General features: G+C 33.8%; 19 protein-coding genes, 9 tRNA genes and 1 pseudogene. 23 read left to right on the forward strand and 6 right to left on the reverse strand.

What is annotated here, in order from left to right; all coding sequences use genetic code 11:
* Positions 1–74 precede the first annotated feature (74 nt).
* The 4 genes from G8Y84_RS01565 (at position 75) to yhaM (ending at position 5719) form a co-directional block, all read left to right on the forward strand.
* Entirely contained in the window at positions 75–419 is a 345-nt protein-coding gene (locus tag G8Y84_RS01565; protein WP_105963604.1) for a YlbF/YmcA family competence regulator, read from the forward strand.
* Between the two features lie 221 nt (positions 420–640).
* The gene (locus G8Y84_RS01570) at positions 641–1828 is read left to right on the forward strand and encodes a metallophosphoesterase family protein (RefSeq protein WP_103159567.1); all 1188 of its coding nucleotides are present in this window, start codon (positions 641–643) and stop codon (positions 1826–1828) included.
* A 3-nt stretch (positions 1829–1831) separates the two neighbouring features.
* Positions 1832–4759, forward strand: coding sequence for an AAA family ATPase (locus G8Y84_RS01575; protein WP_105963603.1), 2928 nt, complete (start codon positions 1832–1834; stop codon positions 4757–4759).
* Between the two features lie 18 nt (positions 4760–4777).
* Complete coding sequence (gene yhaM / locus G8Y84_RS01580; RefSeq protein WP_037574571.1) at positions 4778–5719, forward strand: 3'-5' exoribonuclease YhaM; 942 nt, start codon at positions 4778–4780, stop codon at positions 5717–5719.
* Between the two features lie 314 nt (positions 5720–6033).
* Here the strand turns inward: yhaM and prsA are convergent, their stop codons facing one another.
* From prsA to G8Y84_RS01605, 5 genes are all read right to left on the reverse strand, one after another.
* Entirely contained in the window at positions 6034–7008 is a 975-nt protein-coding gene (gene prsA, locus G8Y84_RS01585; RefSeq protein WP_037574569.1) for a peptidylprolyl isomerase PrsA, read from the reverse strand.
* 209 nt (positions 7009–7217) lie between these two features.
* A complete protein-coding gene (locus G8Y84_RS01590) occupies positions 7218–7757 on the reverse strand; it encodes a DUF3267 domain-containing protein (RefSeq protein ID WP_105963602.1) in 540 nt (179 codons plus the stop codon).
* Positions 7758–7809: 52 nt separating this feature from the next.
* Positions 7810–8340, reverse strand: a complete 531-nt coding sequence (locus tag G8Y84_RS01595; RefSeq protein WP_105963601.1) for an HTH-type transcriptional regulator Hpr — start codon at positions 8338–8340, stop codon at positions 7810–7812.
* 99 nt (positions 8341–8439) lie between these two features.
* Entirely contained in the window at positions 8440–8796 is a 357-nt protein-coding gene (locus tag G8Y84_RS01600) for a YtxH domain-containing protein (RefSeq protein ID WP_037574561.1), read from the reverse strand.
* 84 nt (positions 8797–8880) lie between these two features.
* Positions 8881–9306: an HIT family protein gene (locus G8Y84_RS01605; protein ID WP_105963600.1), complete on the reverse strand. Its 426-nt coding sequence runs from the start codon at positions 9304–9306 to the stop codon at positions 8881–8883.
* A 128-nt stretch (positions 9307–9434) separates the two neighbouring features.
* Between G8Y84_RS01605 and ecsA the strand changes: the two genes are divergently transcribed.
* Both ecsA and ecsB read left to right on the forward strand, forming a co-directional pair.
* A complete protein-coding gene (ecsA, locus tag G8Y84_RS01610; protein WP_037574557.1) occupies positions 9435–10172 on the forward strand; it encodes an ABC transporter ATP-binding protein EcsA in 738 nt (245 codons plus the stop codon).
* Positions 10169–11383: an ABC transporter permease EcsB gene (gene ecsB, locus G8Y84_RS01615; RefSeq protein WP_165806076.1), complete on the forward strand. Its 1215-nt coding sequence runs from the start codon at positions 10169–10171 to the stop codon at positions 11381–11383. The genes ecsA and ecsB overlap by 4 nt, the downstream gene beginning before the upstream one ends.
* A 256-nt stretch (positions 11384–11639) precedes the next feature.
* On the opposite strand, the gene G8Y84_RS01620 is transcribed toward ecsB, so the two are convergent.
* Positions 11640–12176 (reverse strand): antibiotic biosynthesis monooxygenase family protein, encoded by a 537-nt coding sequence (locus G8Y84_RS01620; RefSeq protein WP_037574551.1) that lies wholly within the window; start codon positions 12174–12176, stop codon positions 11640–11642.
* 196 nt (positions 12177–12372) lie between these two features.
* On the opposite strand from G8Y84_RS01620, the gene hemE reads away from it, so the two are divergent.
* The 17 genes and pseudogenes from hemE to G8Y84_RS01705 all read left to right on the forward strand — a co-directional run.
* Positions 12373–13416: a uroporphyrinogen decarboxylase gene (hemE, locus tag G8Y84_RS01625; RefSeq protein ID WP_037574549.1), complete on the forward strand. Its 1044-nt coding sequence runs from the start codon at positions 12373–12375 to the stop codon at positions 13414–13416.
* Between the two features lie 21 nt (positions 13417–13437).
* Positions 13438–14370, forward strand: coding sequence for a ferrochelatase (gene hemH, locus G8Y84_RS01630; protein WP_037574547.1), 933 nt, complete (start codon positions 13438–13440; stop codon positions 14368–14370).
* Between the two features lie 5 nt (positions 14371–14375).
* A complete protein-coding gene (hemY, locus tag G8Y84_RS01635) occupies positions 14376–15773 on the forward strand; it encodes a protoporphyrinogen oxidase (protein WP_103159613.1) in 1398 nt (465 codons plus the stop codon).
* A 324-nt stretch (positions 15774–16097) separates the two neighbouring features.
* On the forward strand, positions 16098–16652 hold the full coding sequence (locus G8Y84_RS01640; protein WP_037574544.1) for an RBBP9/YdeN family alpha/beta hydrolase: 555 nt from the start codon (positions 16098–16100) through the stop codon (positions 16650–16652).
* Between the two features lie 167 nt (positions 16653–16819).
* A tRNA-Glu gene (locus tag G8Y84_RS01645) sits at positions 16820–16894 on the forward strand.
* A 97-nt stretch (positions 16895–16991) separates the two neighbouring features.
* Positions 16992–17065 (forward strand) — tRNA-Met (locus tag G8Y84_RS01650).
* An 11-nt stretch (positions 17066–17076) separates the two neighbouring features.
* A tRNA-Asp gene (locus G8Y84_RS01655) sits at positions 17077–17153 on the forward strand.
* A gap of 10 nt (positions 17154–17163) precedes the next feature.
* Positions 17164–17236, forward strand: a tRNA-Phe gene (locus tag G8Y84_RS01660).
* 12 nt (positions 17237–17248) lie between these two features.
* Positions 17249–17321 (forward strand) — tRNA-His (locus G8Y84_RS01665).
* A gap of 13 nt (positions 17322–17334) precedes the next feature.
* A tRNA-Gly gene (locus G8Y84_RS01670) sits at positions 17335–17408 on the forward strand.
* Between the two features lie 9 nt (positions 17409–17417).
* A tRNA-Asn gene (locus G8Y84_RS01675) sits at positions 17418–17492 on the forward strand.
* Between the two features lies 1 nt (position 17493).
* Positions 17494–17565, forward strand: a tRNA-Glu gene (locus G8Y84_RS01680).
* A 48-nt stretch (positions 17566–17613) separates the two neighbouring features.
* Positions 17614–17702: transfer RNA gene (locus tag G8Y84_RS01685), tRNA-Ser, on the forward strand.
* A 331-nt stretch (positions 17703–18033) separates the two neighbouring features.
* Positions 18034–18249 (forward strand): hypothetical protein, encoded by a 216-nt coding sequence (locus tag G8Y84_RS01690; protein ID WP_037574542.1) that lies wholly within the window; start codon positions 18034–18036, stop codon positions 18247–18249.
* A 226-nt stretch (positions 18250–18475) separates the two neighbouring features.
* A complete protein-coding gene (locus G8Y84_RS01695) occupies positions 18476–19210 on the forward strand; it encodes a halocin C8 precursor-like protein (protein WP_105996567.1) in 735 nt (244 codons plus the stop codon).
* 178 nt (positions 19211–19388) lie between these two features.
* Positions 19389–19772 carry a hypothetical protein gene (locus G8Y84_RS01700; protein ID WP_182474549.1) on the forward strand — a complete coding sequence of 128 codons (384 nt, stop codon included), beginning with the start codon at positions 19389–19391 and terminating at the stop codon, positions 19770–19772.
* 98 nt (positions 19773–19870) lie between these two features.
* A pseudogene (locus G8Y84_RS01705) lies at positions 19871–20014 on the forward strand (hypothetical protein); the annotation flags it as partial.
* Between the last annotated feature and the right edge of the window lie 544 nt (positions 20015–20558).

Below are 20558 nucleotides of genomic sequence, written 5' to 3' on the forward strand. Positions count from 1 at the left end.
TGGTATTGTAAGCAAGGAGTGAGATTGGTAGGTTTAAACCAATCTTCTAATAAACAACTTAAGGAGAGATTCCAATGGCTGTAAATTTATACGATCATGCAAACAAATTAGAACAAGCTTTACGTGAAAGCGAAGAATACAAAGCGATTCAAGACGCATACGCAAAAGTAAACGAAGATGAAAATTCAAAAAAATTATTTGATGAGTTCCGTGAAACACAATTAAACTTCCAACAAAAACAAATGCAAGGTGAAGAAATCTCAGAAGAAGATTTACAAAAAGCGCAAGAACAAGCGCAACAAATCGAACAAGACCAAAACATTTCTGAATTAATGGCTGCAGAACAAAAAATGAGCCAAGTATTCCAAGAAATCAATCAAATTATTGTTAAACCTTTAGATGAAATTTACGCTAACTAATCGTTGGTTGAGTTTCAAGGCAGGGAGAACATATTGTTCTGCCTGCCTTTTTCTTTTGAAACATCAACATATACATTGTTCAAAACACTTTGAACTCTTAGGCTTTTCACTTGTTTTAGCATTGAAACTGCTCACCTAAATACACATAATTATGGTAAAATAAATGAATACATATGATGTAATTGACTTGTTAAAGATTATTAATAAAGGAGTATGCATGTATGGTTAAATTTTTGCATTGTGCAGATTTACATTTAGATAGTCCATTTGCCTCCAAACAATTTTTAAGTCCTAATATTCTTAAAGATGTTGAAAATAGTGCATATGAAAGCTTTAAGTCGATTGTTGATTTGGCGTTACGTGAAGAAGTTGATTTTATGTTGATTTGTGGTGATTTATTTGATGCTGAAAATCGAACTTTAAAAGCTGAAGTATTTTTAAAACAACAATTTGAAAGATTAAATAAAGAGCAAATTTTTGTCTACGTTATTCACGGAAATCATGATCCACTCTCTGATAGTTTAATCTCGGATTGGCCACAAAATGTAACTGTATTTTCTAATCAAGTTGAAACGTATCAGACGATTACGAAAAATGGTGAAAAGGTATATTTACATGGTTTTAGTTATCAACAAAATGAAAGTTACGAAAATAAAATAGATGATTATCCGACAAGTGATAGTCACTCTGTCATCAACATCGGTTTGCTACATGGTACATATAGTAAATCTGGCGTATCAGATCGTTATACTGAATTTCGACTCGAAGACTTGAACGCAAAATTATATCATTATTGGGCGCTCGGACATATTCATAAACGTGACCAGTTGAATGACCTGCCTCAAATTCATTATCCTGGCAACATTCAAGGTCGTCACTTTAATGAACAAGGTGAGAAAGGGTGCTTGATTGTTGAAGGAGACTATGTGTCCTTAAAGACACGTTTTGTGCCGACGCAATTTATAAGATTTGAATCAGCGGTGATTGAGACAGATCAAATCGGACAGCATCATTTATATGATATCATTCAAGCGTTTAAAGATAGTGTGCGCCCTCAAGGAAGAGCATTTTATCGATTACGTATTGACGTCAGTGGCGATGAACGTATCGATCCTCAAACGTTAATCCAATTAAATGAAATGATTACGGAATATGAAGAAAACGAGCATCATTTTGTGCTCATTGATGAATTATCAGTGCATTACACTGAAATTGAAAAGTCTTCTATCATTAATGAGTTTTCACAAGAAATGTTAGCGCAAGATGATTTATTCGAAAATGCTTTGAATGATTTATACATGAATCCCAAAACTTCACGATATCTCAATAATTTTACTAATTTAGATCGTAAAGCACTCATCACACGTGCCGAAGAGATTATCGATGCTGAATTGAAAGGGGGCCACTAACACATGAAAATTAAATCCGTTGAAATTTATGGTTATGGCCAATTTGTCCAACGAAAAGTTGAGTTTAATACGCATTTCACAGAAATTTATGGTGAAAATGAAGCGGGCAAATCCACGCTTCAAGCATTTATTCATTCTATTTTATTTGGGTTCCCTACAAAACGTGAGAACGAACCACGATTAGAGCCTCGCCTAGGAAATCATTATGGGGGACGAGTGACTTTATTGATGGATGATGGTTCTGAAGTCGACGTTGAACGCGTAAAAGGTCGAGCACAAGGAGACGTTAAAGTCTTTTTACCTAACGGTTCTATCAAAGATGAAAGTTGGCTTGAACAAAATCTTAATTTTATCAACAAGCGCACCTACCAAGATATTTTCTCATTTAGCGTCATGGGGTTACAGAACATACATCAAAATATGAATGAGCAACAGCTGCAAAATTATTTAATGCAAGCAGGGGCTTTAGGTTCAACTGAGTTTATTGGGATGCGCGATTTAATCAATCAAAAAAAGCAAGCGCTATATAAAAAAACAGGTCAAAATCCTCAAATAAATAGACAAGTAGAAGAATTAAAACAATTAGAAACACAAATAAGAGAAGAATCTTCTAAATTGGATACCTATCAACGACTTACGGATGAACGAGATAAAACTTCTCGTCGGTTAGAGCATGTTAAAGCAAATTTAAATCAACTCACAGGCTATTTTGAAGCAAAGCAAAAAGAGTTAGCCTTACATGATCAAGTTCAAGAATGGAAAGGCTTAGAGGCAGATTTAAATATTGAGCCGCTAGAGTTTCCAGAACAAGGGATTGACCGTTATGAAAATGCGAAGTTTCAAACAGAACAATTGAAACGAGATATCGGATTGCGTGAAGAAAAACAACAACAATTAGCACAGGAAAACAACGGACTCTTTATCCCCTCTGATGAGTTGACGCAAGCATTTGAATCCTTGTCTAAAAAAGAGGAATCTATCAAACAACAAACATTAGACTATCGACAAACAGAAAGAGAAATCGAAAATACTGAAAGACAAATCGATGGATTAATGTCAAATATCGGATGGTCAGCCATTCATACTGATGTGGAGACTTCTGATGTTCAAAAAAGCCATTTGAGTGACTTGTTAAAAGAAAAACGCGATTTACATTATGCTGTTCAGCAAGCACAACAAAATAATGAAAGCTTAAAGGTCGATCATCAATCCGCAGAATCTGAAATTGGGTCATTGCAAGAGCAACTGGTTTCTGAAGAAAATTTTGCTAAAAAGAAAGAGTATGATAAGCGTGCATTAGAATTACGTGAAAAGAAAAATCTTTTTACGAAAATGAAAGAAGCATTTGACACAGAGCAACGTCAAAAAGAAAAACAACAGAAAACTTTAAGGATTGCGATGATTATTCTCGCATTAATATCGGCAGGTTTGGCAGTGTATTCATTTGTTGCACAGACACTCCCTTTTGTAATTGTCTTTGCAGTTTTAGCGGTAATATTCATTATTGGTTGTTTCGCCATACGTACTAAAACGGTTGGACATACTGAACGCTTTTCAGAAGAAATTGTTCAGCTAGAAAATGAAGTCAATCGTTTAAGAAAACAATATGATTTGAATTTTGATTTGACAGATCAATATCAATTACGCGATCAAGTACATCAACGTAAACAAAATTTAATTGTGCTAAAAACAAAACAAAAACATGTGGCACAACAACTAGAAACTGCTCAATCAGAATTACAAAATGTGAACCAAAAAATCAATCATGCGAAAGCAGAAATGCATGTTTCTGAAAAATTGTCTGATGATTTATTAATAGATGCGATGATGACGATTCATCACATTAAAGAACAACATGCCCATCTACAAGCTTTAGAGATGAAAAAGCAACAACTAAAAGAGGGGCTAAACACATTCTATGACAATGCACATACACTAGTTTCTGAATCACTTCCAAATACAGGTCGTGAAACTCTATTCCATGATATTCGAGAATGGTTAAGTCGTACGAACAGTAATCGTGCACAACATCATCGAAATCATGAACAATTGGAGTTACTTGATAAAGAGTTAAAGCATTTGAAACATCGCCTTAATGAAAATCAAGGTATCATCCAAAAGTTATTTAATTATATCGGGGCAATTGATGAAGAAAGTTATTACAGACATCATGAAAATTATCAATCTTACCATCAGCGACTCTCTCGATTTAATGATTTAACGCAATACCTTGAAAATCAAAATTATGGGTATGAAGAAAGCTCTAAATTAAGTGATAAAACGACCGCCCAATTAGAAGAAGAGCACACAAAACTTTCTTCACAAATTGATGATTATAATGATAGATATTTAAAATTACAAAGTGAAGTTAGCGACTTAAATGCGCAAATTAATCATATGGAAACAGACGATACATTGAGACATTTACGTCATCGTTATCAACTTTTACGTAATCAATTAAATGCAGCAGCAGAAGATTGGGCAGCATTAAGTTACTTAGAAACGCTGGTCGATGAACACATTAAACAAATAAAGGACAAACGATTGCCACAAGTTGTTAATGAAGCGACGGACATTTATCATACTCTTACTGATGGCCAATATGTGCAAGTGACATATCAAAATGAGCAAGTAATGGTGAAACACCAAGATGGTCAAATGTATCAACCTATTGAACTCAGTCAATCGACGAAAGAGTTGTTATACATTTCACTGCGATTAAGCTTGATTAAGATTTTAAAACCTTACTATTCGTTACCAATCATTATTGATGATGCGTTTGTTCATTTCGATGTGACACGTCATAATAGAATGATTAAATATTTAAGAGATTTACCTGACGCATATCAAGTCTTATATTTCACTTGCTCAAAAGATAATCATATTCCGTCAAAACAATTGGTAACGTTGGAAAAAATAGAGAAACATTAATAAGAAAGGCGTTTTAATATGAGAAATGTAGAAAAACTTCAACCCGGCGATGCCGTGGATCAGTTTTTCCTCGTGCATAAAGCAACACAAGGTGTGACGGCTCAAGGTAAAGACTATATGACTTTGCACCTTCAAGATAAAAGTGGAGAAATTGAAGCTAAAGTATGGACAGTCACAAAAGAAGATATGGCAACTTTAAAGCCTGAACTGATTATTCATGTTAAAGGCGATGTGATTAATTATCGTGGTCGAAAACAAATGAAAGTGAATCAATTTCGTGTTGCAACCGAGGCAGATGGACTTAAAACACAAGACTTTATTGATGGGGCACCTATGAGTCTAGATGAAATCAAATCACAAATGCAATCTTTCATTTTTGAAATTGAAAATGCAAATTTACAACGGATTACACGTCATCTACTTCAAAAATACGATGAAGCATTTTTTACGTTTCCAGCTGCGAGTTCACATCATCATAATTTTGTAAGTGGTTTAAGTTATCATGTTCTTACGATGTTACAAATTGCTAAAGGACTATGTGAAATTTATCCAAACTTAAATAAAAGTTTACTGTACAGTGGAATCATCTTACATGATATGGGGAAAGTGAGAGAACTCTCAGGCCCCATCGCTACAAGCTATACTTTAGAAGGTAACTTACTTGGCCATATTTCTATTGCGAGCGAAGAAGTAGCAGAAGCAGCGCGAGAACTAGGAATCCAAGGAGAAGAAGTCTTATTGCTTCGCCACCTTATTTTATCTCATCATGGTAAATTAGAATATGGCTCGCCAAAATTACCTCATGTGAAAGAAGCGGAAATTCTTCATTTTATTGACAATATTGATGCACGTATGAACATGTTTGATAAAGCGTTTAAAAAAATTGAAAAAGGGCAATTTACTGAACGTATATTTGGTTTAGAAAATAGACAATTTTATAAACCTGAAAAGTTAGATTAATCTATGAAAGACAGGCGTACTTCTTTTGAAAGTAACGCCTGTTTTTTATGGCACTCTGTCAAACCGGACTGGTCATATTAAATGAAGGAGTTAGGCAATAATGGATTGCTAAAGTCCTTTTTTCGTTGTGGGAACTTAAAGACTTGACCATTGATGGCTATTTTAATATCACTCACCTGAGTAAAACAGTTTTTATAACTTATACACCAGTTCGAAATAAAAAAAACCCTTTTTTATAAAAATTTGATGGTAATTCATGAAAATAGGTATAAAAAAGTGCTAGGATATGAGATTATCCTAGCACCTTTGCAATTTTACATGCCCATATTTTGTTGTCCGCCTTGCATATCGCCTTGGGCAGCTTGTTCTTTTAAGGCTTCAGGATTTAAAATGTTATCCTCAATCGCCTTTTTAATATCACTATCTTTGTAATCCACTTTATATTCGTCTAAAAGTTTTTTATAAGCATCAGTTAAAATTTCAGGTTTTTCTTGTAATTTATTTTGAGTGATTTTTTCTTTTAATTTTGATTTTTCTTTATTAAAGTCAGTCGGTTGATCTGCACGAATGATATGATAGCCGTAGTCTGTTTTAACGACATCAGAAATTTCGCCATCTTTTAACTTGAATAGCGCTTTTTCGAACGGCTTAACCATTTGGCCTTTTACAACATAACCAAGACTGCCATTTTTATCTTTACTTGAATCCATAGACTCTTCTTTGGCTAGTTTATCGAAGTCTTTAGGGTTCTTATCGAGTTGCTTTTTAATTTCGTCGATTTTCTTTTTAGCTTCTTTATCGGAAAGGCCTTCTTTGTCATTTTTGTCTTGCTTAACTTTGATTAAGATATGAGAAGCTTTTTTCGTATTATCTTTAATTTCTTTGTCAGAAATATCTACTTTTTCATTTAATAAAGCTTTTTGATATTCCATCATTTTACGTTGCTCTTTATATTTATCCATCGTCATGCCTTGTTGTTTTAAAAGGCTTTCAAATTGATCTTTACCACCGTATTTTTTAACTTCACTATCAATTTGTTTTTCAATATCATCATCATTTACTTTGTCACCATATTTGTCTTTTAAAATTTTACTTAATAATACTTTAAACGAGTTGCTAGCGATTTGGTCTTTACCTATTTCTTTCATCACATCTTCTACTTTAACATCACCAGCTTTTGAAGAAATGAGCGTTTGATCTTTTGATGAAGGTGTATCATTCCCACAAGCCCCTAAAAGAACGGCACTCGCTGTAATAGGGATAATCATTTTCTGTAAACCTTTCTTCATTGTGTTAGCTCCTTTATTTTTGAATTATCACAAATTATATTACCACAATGTTAACCTCATACCAATGAAGAAGGATAAATCTAAGACTATTTTACGAGAAACAAAAAAACCGTGAAATAGACCTCAAAAAAGTATGAGGGATAAATCACGATTTAATATAAACTACATTTATAAAATGATAATTACAAAATTCTGAAGATGAAAAACAATTACTTCTCATCAAGGATCATGAAACCATTGATATGTTCTTCTATGTAATCACCTTGACGGGAAAATACAATGATTTTTAAATATAGAATATCCATAACAGAATAGCCTGCATTTAAAGCGAGTAAAAACATAGCATAATGACCATACTCAGGGAAACTTCGCGCTATAAATGCCATTGCAATAGTAATAATACACAAAGGCATAATAAGACATATACAAAAATAAATTTTGTGTATAGGTTTATCGATATAGATATTATAAAACGGTAACCAACTGTGTCTTATGAGTTTATGCATTCGAAAATGTTTGAAATAGGGGGAAACCGTTAACAAATGTATCGCTTTATGAATAGGATATAATAAAAATAATAAGACTAAAAATAGAAAAAAATGCTTGTCTGTGAGTGTCACATTTTGTCTGAAATGAAAGATTTCAAAACTGATAAAAAATGTAATCACCATTGTGACAAAACTTATAAAAGCGATACGTGGTAGCCCAAAACGCGAATGTATATCTATTGAGCGCGAGCAATTTAACATAATGCATACTCCTTTAAATATTTAATAGATAAACTGTATTATCTACTTTGAATTACTCCGCGTCAAGTAAATGTTTTCTTAAATGATCATGACACGCATTAACGTCATCAATAAAGTCTTTACCATGTATTTTAGCCACTAAATAATGGGCATCACTAAAATTAGGTTTATGGAACATTTCTGAACTGAATTGTTCAGAGGCTTGAAAAACTGAATTATTATCAATGTTATATTGTTCAAATATATTCTCGATAAGTACAGTGCCTTTATCTGTTAAATGTATAAACGTATTTCGCTTATCATGGGTGTCTTTTTCAAGCGTTAAAAGCCCTTGTTGTTCTAAACGTTTAGCAAAATTGTAGGCTGTTGAAACATGCATGACACCATAACGTGAGATATCGGAAATTGTTACGCGATCAAATGCGTAAATAGTCATTAAAATAAGGTGTTCATTCATCGTTATGCCTGACTTGCGTAACCACTTTTGCCAATCACGTTCAGCATTTTTCCAAATGACTTTAGACAACATGGCTGCTTTATGCGTAAAAAGGATACTTTCGATTTGCTTTTGTTTTTCAGTCATACGTACCGCTCCTTTCTTTAGCTATAAAAAAACATGATACTGAGCGTATCATGTTTTAATACTATTATATCGAATTATTTGTTGATAAACACTACAAATTTACTTTTTAGATGGAAAATTTGTGATTTCTTCGCCACGATTTTGTAAATTTTCAATGTGGGATTGTAAACGTTCAATATTCGGGTTGATATCAGATTGAAATTCACTAATCATTGTTTTGATTTCGTCACCGATTGTACCTGCAACGCTTTGACTTTCTGTTTTGATGTCATTGACATAACCTAAAATGTCATTCACACTGCGCTTAATATTATCAACTTCTAATTCTAATTCGGATTTAGGCCGTTCTACAGTTGTACTTTCGATACGTGTACTTTTGCTACGTTGCGTTAGCGCTACACCCAATCCAGTTGCCACGCCAGCTGCAAGGCCTAGTGATATTTGTAAGGCTCTCATACTTTTCCTCCTCTGAAGCACTTTTAATTTAACATACCCATTATAACCGAAAATTATTCATTCATGGGGTGAAGTATATATTGATTATTTGATTTGATCTGCAATTTGTTTCGCAATTGCTGCTTTTTCTTCATCATTAAAAGCATCCTCATGCGTTTCCCATTGATAGTCAAATCCGTCCATCCCTTCTTTATAACGTGGAATTAAATGGAAATGAATGTGAAAAACAGATTGCGATGCGTATTCACCATTATTTTGAACAATATTTAGTCCGTCTGGATTAAATGCCTCTTTAATAGCATTGGCGACTATAGGTAAAGCTTCTCCTATATGTTGCATTGTTTCCGCATCGGTTTCATAAATATTGGGTGAGGCTTTTTTAGGAATGAGTAATGTATGCCCTTTAGACAGTTGTGAAATATCTAAAAATGCATATACATATTCATTTTCATAAATTTTATAACTAGGGATTTCTCCGGCGATGATTTTTGAAAAAATTGTTTCAGACATGGTATCCGCTCCCATCATTTTTTTAATATTATAGCATTTGTTGAATCACATGTAACGTGAGAAAAACGTTTAAAGATGGTAAAGAAAGCTGTTTTTTTGTACAATAAATTTCACGGAGGTGCAGGATAATGACTGTACAAGTTACTGATTTGACGGGGGGCTATGGCCAAACTCCAGTCATCAAAAATATTAGTTTTACACTTCAACCTGGAGAAATTGTTGGACTAATCGGGTTAAATGGTGCCGGAAAAAGTACAACAATCAAACATCTACTTGGATTACTTACACCAATGGAAGGAGAAATGTCTATTTCAGGTATTAATATAAAAGAAAATATTGAAGCTTATCGTAAGCGTCTATCTTATATTCCAGAGTCTCCGGTCATTTATGATACGTTAACTTTAAAAGAACATATCGAAATGACGGCAATGGCTTATGGTATCGATGCAGAAACGGCAATGGAACGAGCGAAACCACTTCTAAAAAACTTTAGACTCGAAAGTCAGCTCGATGTCTTTCCAAGTCATTTTTCTAAAGGTATGAAACAAAAAGTGATGATTATTTGTGCTTTTATTGTAGACCCTGAATTGTATATCATTGATGAACCTTTTTTAGGGCTCGATCCACTGGGAATCCAATCTATGTTAGATTTAATGGAATCAAAGAAAAAAGAAGGGCGCACAGTATTAATGAGTACACATATACTGGCAACTGCAGAACGATATTGTGATCGTTTCATTATTTTGGACCAAGGTGAAATTGTAGCCATGGGAGATTTAGAAGAACTTAGAGCACAAACAAAAATGCCTCATCAAACTTTAGATGAAATCTACATTAAAGTGACTGAAAGAGGCATAACAACATGAACAATGCAAAACAGCTTTATGTGAAACGCCGGCAAAAAGATCAAAAGGAAAAACAATACTATAATAAATTCATCTTTAATGGGCATTTTTCTGTTTTTCTTGTTATTTTATTAGGTGCATTTATTTTAGGATATGGTCAATGGTTACGCACCATTCCAACTGGCATTAATTATTCACTCATCATTTCAATCGTGCTTGGATTGAGTTCTATTTTTCCGTTAAAAACATTGTTACAAAAGGCTGATGAACTATTTCTTCTCCCATTTGAAAAGCAAATGAGACATTACATTCAACAAAGTGTCTATACAAGTTATTTTAAACGTTTGCCATTACAAATTGTTTTATTAATTATTTTTTATCCTTTATTAAACGCCCTACATCCGAACGAGCTATTCTCGTTTATCGTGCTAGTATTACTCGCTTTTGTGTTACCTTTTATCGGATTACAATTGCGATGGCAATGGTTTTTATTTGGTTTAGAAAATGCTTCCATTAATCTGTTGCTTTTTATCTTTTATGTTTCAAGTTATTATGTTTGGTTAGACGGCCAATCTTATATGGCAATGGGAAGTCTTGTATTTATTATCATTCTTATCTATATGTTTAAAAGCTTTAATGATAAGAAACACTTTCCATGGGAGTTAATGCTTAATCAGGCCAAACAACATCAATCGAATTATTATAAATTTGTCAATATATTTACAGATGTGAAAGGGATTGAAGCGCCTGCCTCAAGACGTAAATATTTAGATGTATTTCTTAAAAAACCTAAAGAATTTAACCAAAAAGGGATGTACCTCTATTTATTTAAACGAAATTTCTTGCGTGGGAAAGATGCTTTTCATTTAACCATTCGATTATTTATTATTGTAGTAGCACTCATGATTTGGTTACATCAACCTATTATTAGTATCCTCATTGCTGTATTAGGAATGTATATAATTATTTTACAAATGTCTCAATTTTATACGCAAGAAGCATACGGATTATGGCCACAAGTTTGGCCGGCATCAGAGTTATTAGTGATTAAAGGATATGAGCAATTTCTTTATCGCACTGTTATAATCGTCGGGATTCTATTTAGCCTTATCTATATCATCATGAATCCCACCGAGCTATATTTAGTCATGTTCATTTTTGCAGTAGGGATAGCAACTGTGAAATCAACCATTAGAAAATTAAAATATCAAGAATCCTTGCTTAAAGATTAAAACAGAAAAAAGTGGAATTCGACCCCTCAGGTTTAATATTGTCACATATAAAAATGTTATGTTTTAACTGATTGTTCTAGAGTCATGATGAATCAATGATTTAAATAAAGATATTCTTCTGAAATGACTGCAAAATAGGGATACCTAAATGTCAGTAATTTATTTAAACCATATTTTAATAGCCAACAAAATTTATCTCACGGTAAATTTTGATGGCTATTTTTAAATTTATCTCTTATTATATTTTATCTTGCTTTTACTGTTCAACATTTTGCTGTTGGTTTGCGATTTCTTCCTCAGTAATTGGATAGAAATAGCGTTCTAAATATGAACTGTGAGTGCTTGTGACACCTGCTAAAGCGCGTACAGCTTCTTTCGAAAAGTTTTCGCGGAAGACGGATGATTTTTTAAAATCTTCAAAAGCAGTACGTGATTCAAAACCAAACATTACTTTATATACATTATCCTTGACTGGTTTGAGTAATCTGAAGCTTTTATAACCTTCATATTCCGAAAGATTAGGGTAATAACTATCCAATTTTTTCTCAAGTTGATATTTATGGTCTTCTGATGTTGGTATTGAGATTACTGCCTGAAAATCTTCTTCTGAAATGTCTCCTACACGCGTTAAAGAACGAAAAGATTTAGGTTGTTGAAAAACACTTTCTTTATCCGTTTCTTCTATTAAGACTGAACGCTCTTCTGAAGAAAAAATCATTAAATTTCTATCTTTATTATTGAGTTGGATTTGATGGATATATCCATATGTTCCATAAGTGATATAGAGTTTCATGGTGTTCGCCTCCTTAATATTGAACTTATTATACTTTCTTTTATAGTAAAAGACCACCATTTATATTACCCAAATAAAATGATTGTAAAAGTGTAAATTGAGATTTTAAACTTTTATGACATTTGAGTTCCTTGAAAGCGTTATGAAGCGGAAATATGCTATAGTTAATAAGAATGAAGTTTAGAAGGAGGTTCTCATGAATACACCGTTTAACGATACGATATTACGAGCTATAAAAGGGGACATAATTACACATACACCCGTGTGGTTCATGCGCCAAGCCGGACGCTCACAACCCGAATATCGAAAATTAAAAGAGAAATATTCATTATTTGATATTACACATCAACCTGAACTGTGTGCATATGTCACAGCATTACCTGTTGAACAATATCAAATCGATGCGGCAGTTTTATATAAGGATATTATGACGCCACTTAAAGCGATTGGGGTGGATGTGGATATTAAATCGGGAATAGGTCCTGTGATTTCTAACCCTATTAAGTCATTAAGTGATGTTGAAAAGTTAGGTCAAATTGACCCTAAAAGAGATGTGCCGTTTGTCCTAGAAACTATCAAATTGCTGACAACTGAAAAGTTAAATGTGCCACTTATTGGTTTTACGGGTGCACCTTTCACTTTAGCAAGTTACATGATTGAAGGAGGTCCCTCCAAAAACTACAATAAGACGAAAGCACTTATGTACAGTGATGAGACAACTTGGTTTAAATTAATGGACACGCTTGCAGAGATGTCGATTACATATGTAGGGGCTCAAGTTGAAGCTGGTGCACAGTTAATACAAGTTTTTGATTCATGGGTGGGTGCACTGAATCAAGCAGATTACGATTATTATATTAAGCCATGTATGGAAAAATTAATTAACGGCATCAAAGCGTTTCAAGTGCCGGTGATTATGTTTGGTGTAGGGGCAAGCCATCTGATTACCTCATGGAATGATTTACCTATTGACGTATTAGGATTAGATTGGAGAACCTCAATACTTGAAGCGCATCATCAAGGTGTTTCGAAAACTATTCAAGGTAACTTAGATCCAAGTATTTTACTTGCACCGTGGCCAGTGATTGAAGAACGTTTGAAACCTATTTTGAATCAAGGGTTAACGCATGGTAAACATATTTTTAACTTGGGACATGGTGTTTTTCCAGAAGTTCAGCCAGAAACATTACAACGCGTATCAAAATTTGTACATGATTATACAGGGGCAAAATTAAAATAGAGTGAAAAAGGACGGATTTGGATGAAAAAAGAAGTCGGTTTACTTGTCATGGCTTATGGCACACCGTATCAAAAAAGTGATATCGAACCTTATTATACAGATATACGACATGGCCGTAAGCCTAGCGAGGAAGAATTGAATGATTTAATTTCTCGCTATGAAGCGATAGGGGGGCTTTCACCACTTGCCAAAATTACGGAACGTCAAGCAGAAGCCATACGTGATGCATTAAATGAACGATATGAAGATATAGAGTTTAAATTGTATATCGGTTTAAAACATATCCACCCATTCATAGAAGATGCTGTTGAAAAGATGAACAACGATGGTATTACAGAAGCGGTAACAGTTGTATTAGCACCACACTACTCTAATTTTTCAGTGGGGTCTTATAATCGACGCGCAGAAGAAAAGGCGAACGAATATGGAATTCGTCTTTTCCATGTCAAACATTACTATCAACAACCAAAGTTTCAAGAATATTGGACGATGCGCGTAGATGAAATTCTTGCTAACATCCCTCAGGAAGAACATGCCAAAACTGTGCTTGTTGTTTCGGCACATAGCTTACCAGAAAAAATGATTAAAGAAAGCAATGATCCTTACCCTATGGAGCTTGAAAATACAGCTAAAGCCATACAACAACAATCGGTCATTCAAAATGTCGCTATCGGTTGGCAATCTGAGGGCAATACGGGGACGCCTTGGTTAGGACCAGATGTCCAAGATTTAACAAAAGCACTTTACAAAGAAAACAAATATGAACACTTCATTTATACACCAGTAGGATTTGTCGCCGAACACCTCGAAGTACTATATGACAATGATTATGAATGTAAAGTGGTTTGTGATGAAATAGGTGCAACTTACCATAGACCGCCTATGCCGGATATCCACCCTTTATTTATTGGTGCTATCGTGGATGAAATTTCAAATATTTACGAGAAAGTGTGAATGAGATGACTAAAATTGCTATTGTTGGTGCAGGCATTACTGGGCTTTCTAGTGCTTATTTTATAAAAAAACATTATCCTCATATTGACGTCACAGTTTATGAAGCGACTCATCAACCTGGTGGTAAAATTAAAACTGTACAACGAGACGGTTACACTATTGAGCTGGGTCCTGAATCATATTTAGGTCGTAAAACGATTATGACGGAATTGGCAAAAGATATTGGTATTAAGGATGAGGAGATTATTACCAATAAAACAGGGCAATCGTTTATTTTTGCGCGAAACAAACTTTATCCGATACCAGGTGGTGCTATTTTAGGAGTTCCAACGGACATAAAACCTTTCATGTCTACAAAACTCATATCAATGAAAGGGAAATTGCGTGCATTAAAAGACTTGAAACGTAAACCGATTGAAATGAAAGAGGATTTATCGGTAGGTAGTTTTTTTAGATATCGATTGGGTGATGAGATTCTAGAAAATTTAATCGAACCATTACTAAGCGGTATTTATGGTACTGATATTGACCAACTCAGTTTAATGAGTACATTTCCAAATTTCAAAACGTTAGAAGATACACATGGGAGTATCATTAAGGGAATGCAAAAAGTACGATTGGATCGTGAAAAAAAACATTCTCACAATACAGAAGGGCCACAAGGCCAATTTAAACAATTTCGTAATGGTCTTTTCTCGTTTATCGAACAGCTTGAAAAATGGTTAAAACAAAACAACGTTCATTTTAAATATCAAACACCCGTCACTGATTTGATTAGCGAACAAAAAGGGTATAATGTGGAGACAGCACAAGAGGCGCCGACTTTTTATGACGGTGTTATCGTTGCAACGCCACATCAAGTCTTTCATAAATGGTTTGAAACAGATCCTGGATTTGATTATTTCAGCCGACTTGAAGCATCATCTGTTGCGACGATTGTTTTTGCGTTTGACGAAAAAAATATCAAAAATACATCGAATGGAACAGGATTTGTTATCGCAAGAACAAGTGATACGTCTATAACAGCTTGTACTTGGACGACAAAAAAATGGCCGCACACAACACCAAAAGGTAAAGTTTTGATAAGAGCCTATGTCGGTAAGCCAGGTGATGATATTGTTGAAACACATAGTGATGAGGAATTGGTCGAAATTGCCAAAAAAGATTTATCACAGATGATGACTTTTTATGGCGAACCTGATTTTACAATCGTCAATAAAATGCCACATGCCAGTCCTCAATATCACGTAGGTCATATTCATGAAATTAAAAAAATACAAGAACATATTTACAGAGAATATCCACATTTACAAATAACGGGGGCACCATTTGAAGCGGTAGGGTTGCCAGATTGTATTCGACAAGCACAAGATGCCGTTCAGAGACTTATTCCTAGAATATAGTTTATAATACATCTTAGACGAGGGCAGTGCATGTCTTCGTCTTTTTCTATTATTAATGGTTTATCAATGTCAGTTTTATTAGATTAAAATTACTTTTTGTTTCTTAAAGATAGATTCAACATTGTTACGTGATGTAATGAATGCTTGACGCTACATTGATAAAATAAAACATTAATTTTACGCATCTATCAATTTGGGTAAACCCCTTTTATGAAATATGTATTGTGATTTTTAACGATTTACAATGATTTAATGTGAGTTGATTTTATATATAATTGTTTACTATCACGTATATGTTGATGAATTGGGAAGGAGCGTATTTAAGTGACAAATGTTTATATTGTATATGGGTACCATGCAAATGAAAATAAGCACTGGTTTAAATGGTTAAAAAATGCTTTAGAGCTTGAAGGCCATGATGTTAAAATTATTGACTTGCCAAACCCAGATGCCCCTGATGTAGAGGAATGGCTACCAGCATTGAAGACACAAGCCACGTCTATTGATGGTGATACATTATTTGTTGCTCATAGTTTGGGAGTGATTACTACTTTAAAATTTATAAATGACTTAAATGTATCGCACATCGGGGGTATAGCGATGGTTTCAGGATTTAAAGATTATCTCCCACATTTACCAGAACTTAATCCATTTATGGATCAAAATATTGATTTCGAAAACTTAAAGCAAAAATTAAACCACAGATTTTGTATCGCATCCAAAAATGATGAAACTGTACCTTATTCATATACGGAAGAGTTAAGTCATATGCTAGATGCAAAATTATATACGATTGAGCAAGGTGGTCATTTTTGTGAGGAAGATGGCTATGAAACTTTTAGCTTCTTAAAACAAAAAATCATTTTAAAACTTGATTGAATGAGTCATTACGAAAGAATAGGGTACTTTTATGGTATTATTTTGAAACAAATCGTGTTCTTTTTACGTAAATAACGGTAGAATTACACGAATTCTTTGTAAAAAAGCGTTGACCTTTTAATGAACTATATATATACTAAAAAAGTCCTTAAGAGTTCAAACGCTTTGGCTCCTTGGTCAAGCGGTTAAGACACCGCCCTTTCACGGCGGTAACACGGGTTCGAGTCCCGTAGGAGTCACCATTTCTTTATTAACAAAATTAAAAGAAATTTAAAAAAGCGTTGACATTCATTACAAAAATTGGTATTATAAAAAGGTAGCCGATTTTAATAATATTACCGCGGGATGGAGCAGTTCGGTAGCTCGTCGGGCTCATAACCCGAAGGTCGGTGGTTCAAATCCGCCTCCCGCAATATTTCATTTAGGTCCCGTAGTGGAGCGGTTTAACACGCCTGCCTGTCACGCAGGAGATCGCGGGTTCGATTCCCGTCGGGACCGCCATTCTTAATATGGTTCAGTAGCTCAGTCGGTAGAGCAAAGGACTGAAAATCCTTGTGTCGGCGGTTCGATTCCGTCCTGAACCACTTTCAATCACGGCGGCTGTGGCGAAGTGGTTAACGCATCGGATTGTGGTTCCGACATTCGTGGGTTCGATTCCCATCAGCCGCCCATATCGTAAAATGCGGGTGTAGTTTAATGGCAAAACCTCAGCCTTCCAAGCTGATGTTGTGGGTTCGATTCCCATCACCCGCTCCATTTTATTGTTCCACAGTAGCTCAGTGGTAGAGCTATCGGCTGTTAACCGATCGGTCGTAGGTTCGAGTCCTACCTGTGGAGCCATGGCCCCTTGGTCAAGCGGTTAAGACACCGCCCTTTCACGGCGGTAACACGGGTTCGAGTCCCGTAGGGGTCATCAAATCAGAAGTGAAACATCGCTTCTGATTTTTTTATTTAATATCATGGAGAGTTGTCCGAGTTGGCCGAAGGAGCACGCCTGGAAAGTGTGTAGGCGCCACAAGCGTCTCGAGGGTTCGAATCCCTCACTCTCCGTTATTTGCTTATATTCTGTTAATTTACCGTTGTATCACGTATCTGTATACGTTGATATGACGTTTTTTTGTTTTATTTGGCTATCTCTTGTTAAAAGTCGTATTTAATATTGAACCTCCTTGAAGCGTCCCGAGAACGTGATTTTTTACTTATTACGTACCTGACAATTACATTACTTCTAAAGCATAAATCTTCTTATTAATTTTTCTATTTAGTTTCATGATGTAAATGTAAGTAGACTTCTGTATAGTAATGAAAAGAAATCCATTGTATTTAAAAGTAATAGGAATCCACTTGTTGTAAGCCGTGCTCATGGAAGAAGGTAAAACAAATGGATGAAAGGTCGTGGATTAATTCTGGCGAATGGGTACCGTTTGATCAAGAGATAAAAGATGTAGAAAACAAATTATGGTGGGTACGTTTTAAATACGCTGCAAAAGGTGCAAATCAGAAAGATAACTTCTTTATGCCTATTGGTAAGATAACAGATAAAGAAGAAAAGTTACTTAAAGAAAAAGCTCTGTGGGGTAAATTAGAAGTTAAATAAGAATAAAAAACAGGCTAGCCATAACGGATAGCCTGTTTTTAATTACGTAAATTTTAATGTGTATTAAATAAAATCAACTTTTCTAATTAAATAAAAGATTTTTCATAGCTATAAAAATAACACTTAAGAATAAAAATACAACACTTCCGAATTTAAAACTAAATAAATTTTAAAGTTTGATAATATGAAAGTGTTTTCATATTACTATTAAAGGAGAGTAATAAAAATGAAAAAAGTAGTTTTCTCTACTTTGTCTATTGTCATGCTTTTAAGTTTTTGTTTTTCCCTAGGGATTCGAGATGCAAGTGCTGAAAGTAAAGCGGTAAGTAAACCTACAAGTAATGTTGATAGTAAATCTAAGCAAGATATTATTAGAAAGATTAAAAAATCAGATATTTATAAGAAACATGCAAATTCAACTTCTATTAATTCGATAAAAGATGAAAATATTATTGTTCACTTAGATAAAGGTGAAAACACTAATGTATATTCAGTTAATTTTATATTTGGTAAAGAATTAGCTAGAAAGAACAATAATCTCTCTATGATTGAATTAAAATATAATGAATCAAACAAAGATATTTTTTATAATCACATGATGTATTCAAAATTTGTTAAACATAATAATAAAGAATATATTAACATGAAAGGTATTTTAAATGATAAACCATACTATGAGTTTAACATAGACCAAAAAGGTCATTACTATGATCAAAATTTTAAAATTACTTCTAAAGATAAAATCGAAGAAGAATCCTTTAAAAATTTACCACCTAAAGAACGTGGTTGGTGCGAATGGGCAGTCGGTGCGTTATGTGGTACTGGTGGAGCAGGAGGATGTTGGGCCGCTGCTGCAGCATTAGGTATCACTACCGGTTGGGGAGGATTTTCATTAGCCGCAATTTGTGGTCTAATAACTTCTCTTGGTTGTACGGGTGCAACAAACTATATTTGTAAATAGGAAAAGGTGATTACATGACAATGTTTATAATGATATTTCTCTTTGTATATTCTATTGTAATTACATTGATGTATTTTAATAAAAAGAAGTAATAAATTTGAGGCCTTAAGTTACTTGGAATTTTGAATTTTAAAATGAGCTTCTTATTATATTAATAATATCGGAACATTATTAATGAGTGCAGTTTTTATTATCAACGATTAGTCCATTGGCGGATGCTAAAGACAATAGTGTTAAAAATGAGCATTCTAGAACAACAACTAATACTAATATTCAACCTCAATATATAACGGTAGATGGAGTAAAAATAAATAGAAACCCTATTTTACCAGTGAATCCAGATGCTCAAAATCGAATTGGAGCAACAAAGATTGTTAAGACTACTATTAAAGTAATAATTAATAATAAAAGTAAGGCAGTTAAAGTGGTAGAAAAAGTTGGTGGAAAGAAAGCTGCTAATGCTTTTAATAAAGCTTATAATCCTTTAGTTAAAGAATTGAAACCGATGTTGAAGTGGAGTGAGGTTCCTGCTAATTCTGTGAGAGATGTGCTATCAGAGTAGGGCGAGCTGCTCACTTATCAGAATCTCAAGCTCATACATTGGGAGTAACATTAAAAGAAGCTGTATCTTGGTGATTCTAATATGTTAGGAGTATTTCTATGTTAAAAGAAAAAGAAAGTTTTCGATTACTTTATCAAGCAATAAAAGAATTGTCGGTTAGAATTGGTGAAAATCAGTTAGAAACTAATTCTGTTAGCTTATTGTTGTTAGATTTTGATTTTGAGCACCAAGTATTTGATGATAACGTTGATATGACGGTGTATTTATGGGGTCTATACTTTTAACGGTTAGTGAGTGGTTCACTAGCCGTTATTTTTTCTAAATAGAAAAGTTTGTACAAACATTAAAAATAGAGGAGGGAGAATAAAAAATAAAGATAATGCCCCGATAATAAATTGTAATGTCAATGAGGCAATCGTTATACCTAATATCATTATAAGTAGTACTTTTACTTTATATTGGTCTTTTTCAATCAATGAATAGCGCTCCTTTCATTGGTCAAATATTAATACAACACAGCCCCTCAAGTAACAGTAAAAAATGGATGGTAAGTACCGTTTCTATCAACAGGCTTAATTTTATTAAGTGATTCAATAAAGTGATCATTGTTAGTACCAAAATATATATGAGAAAATCATCATTAAACTTAGCCTCAATCGAAACTTATTTTGTGAATTGCTAGATTTAATTAAAAAAATGAACTTACAAAAGCATAACAAATCAGAATTGAATTTCAATCTTTCTTATAACATGAATCACTATTCTTTTCTTTAAGTTAAATTTTCT

The organism is Staphylococcus sp. 11511212 (assembly GCF_011394755.1).
GTDB classification, from domain to species: domain Bacteria; phylum Bacillota; class Bacilli; order Staphylococcales; family Staphylococcaceae; genus Staphylococcus; species Staphylococcus chromogenes.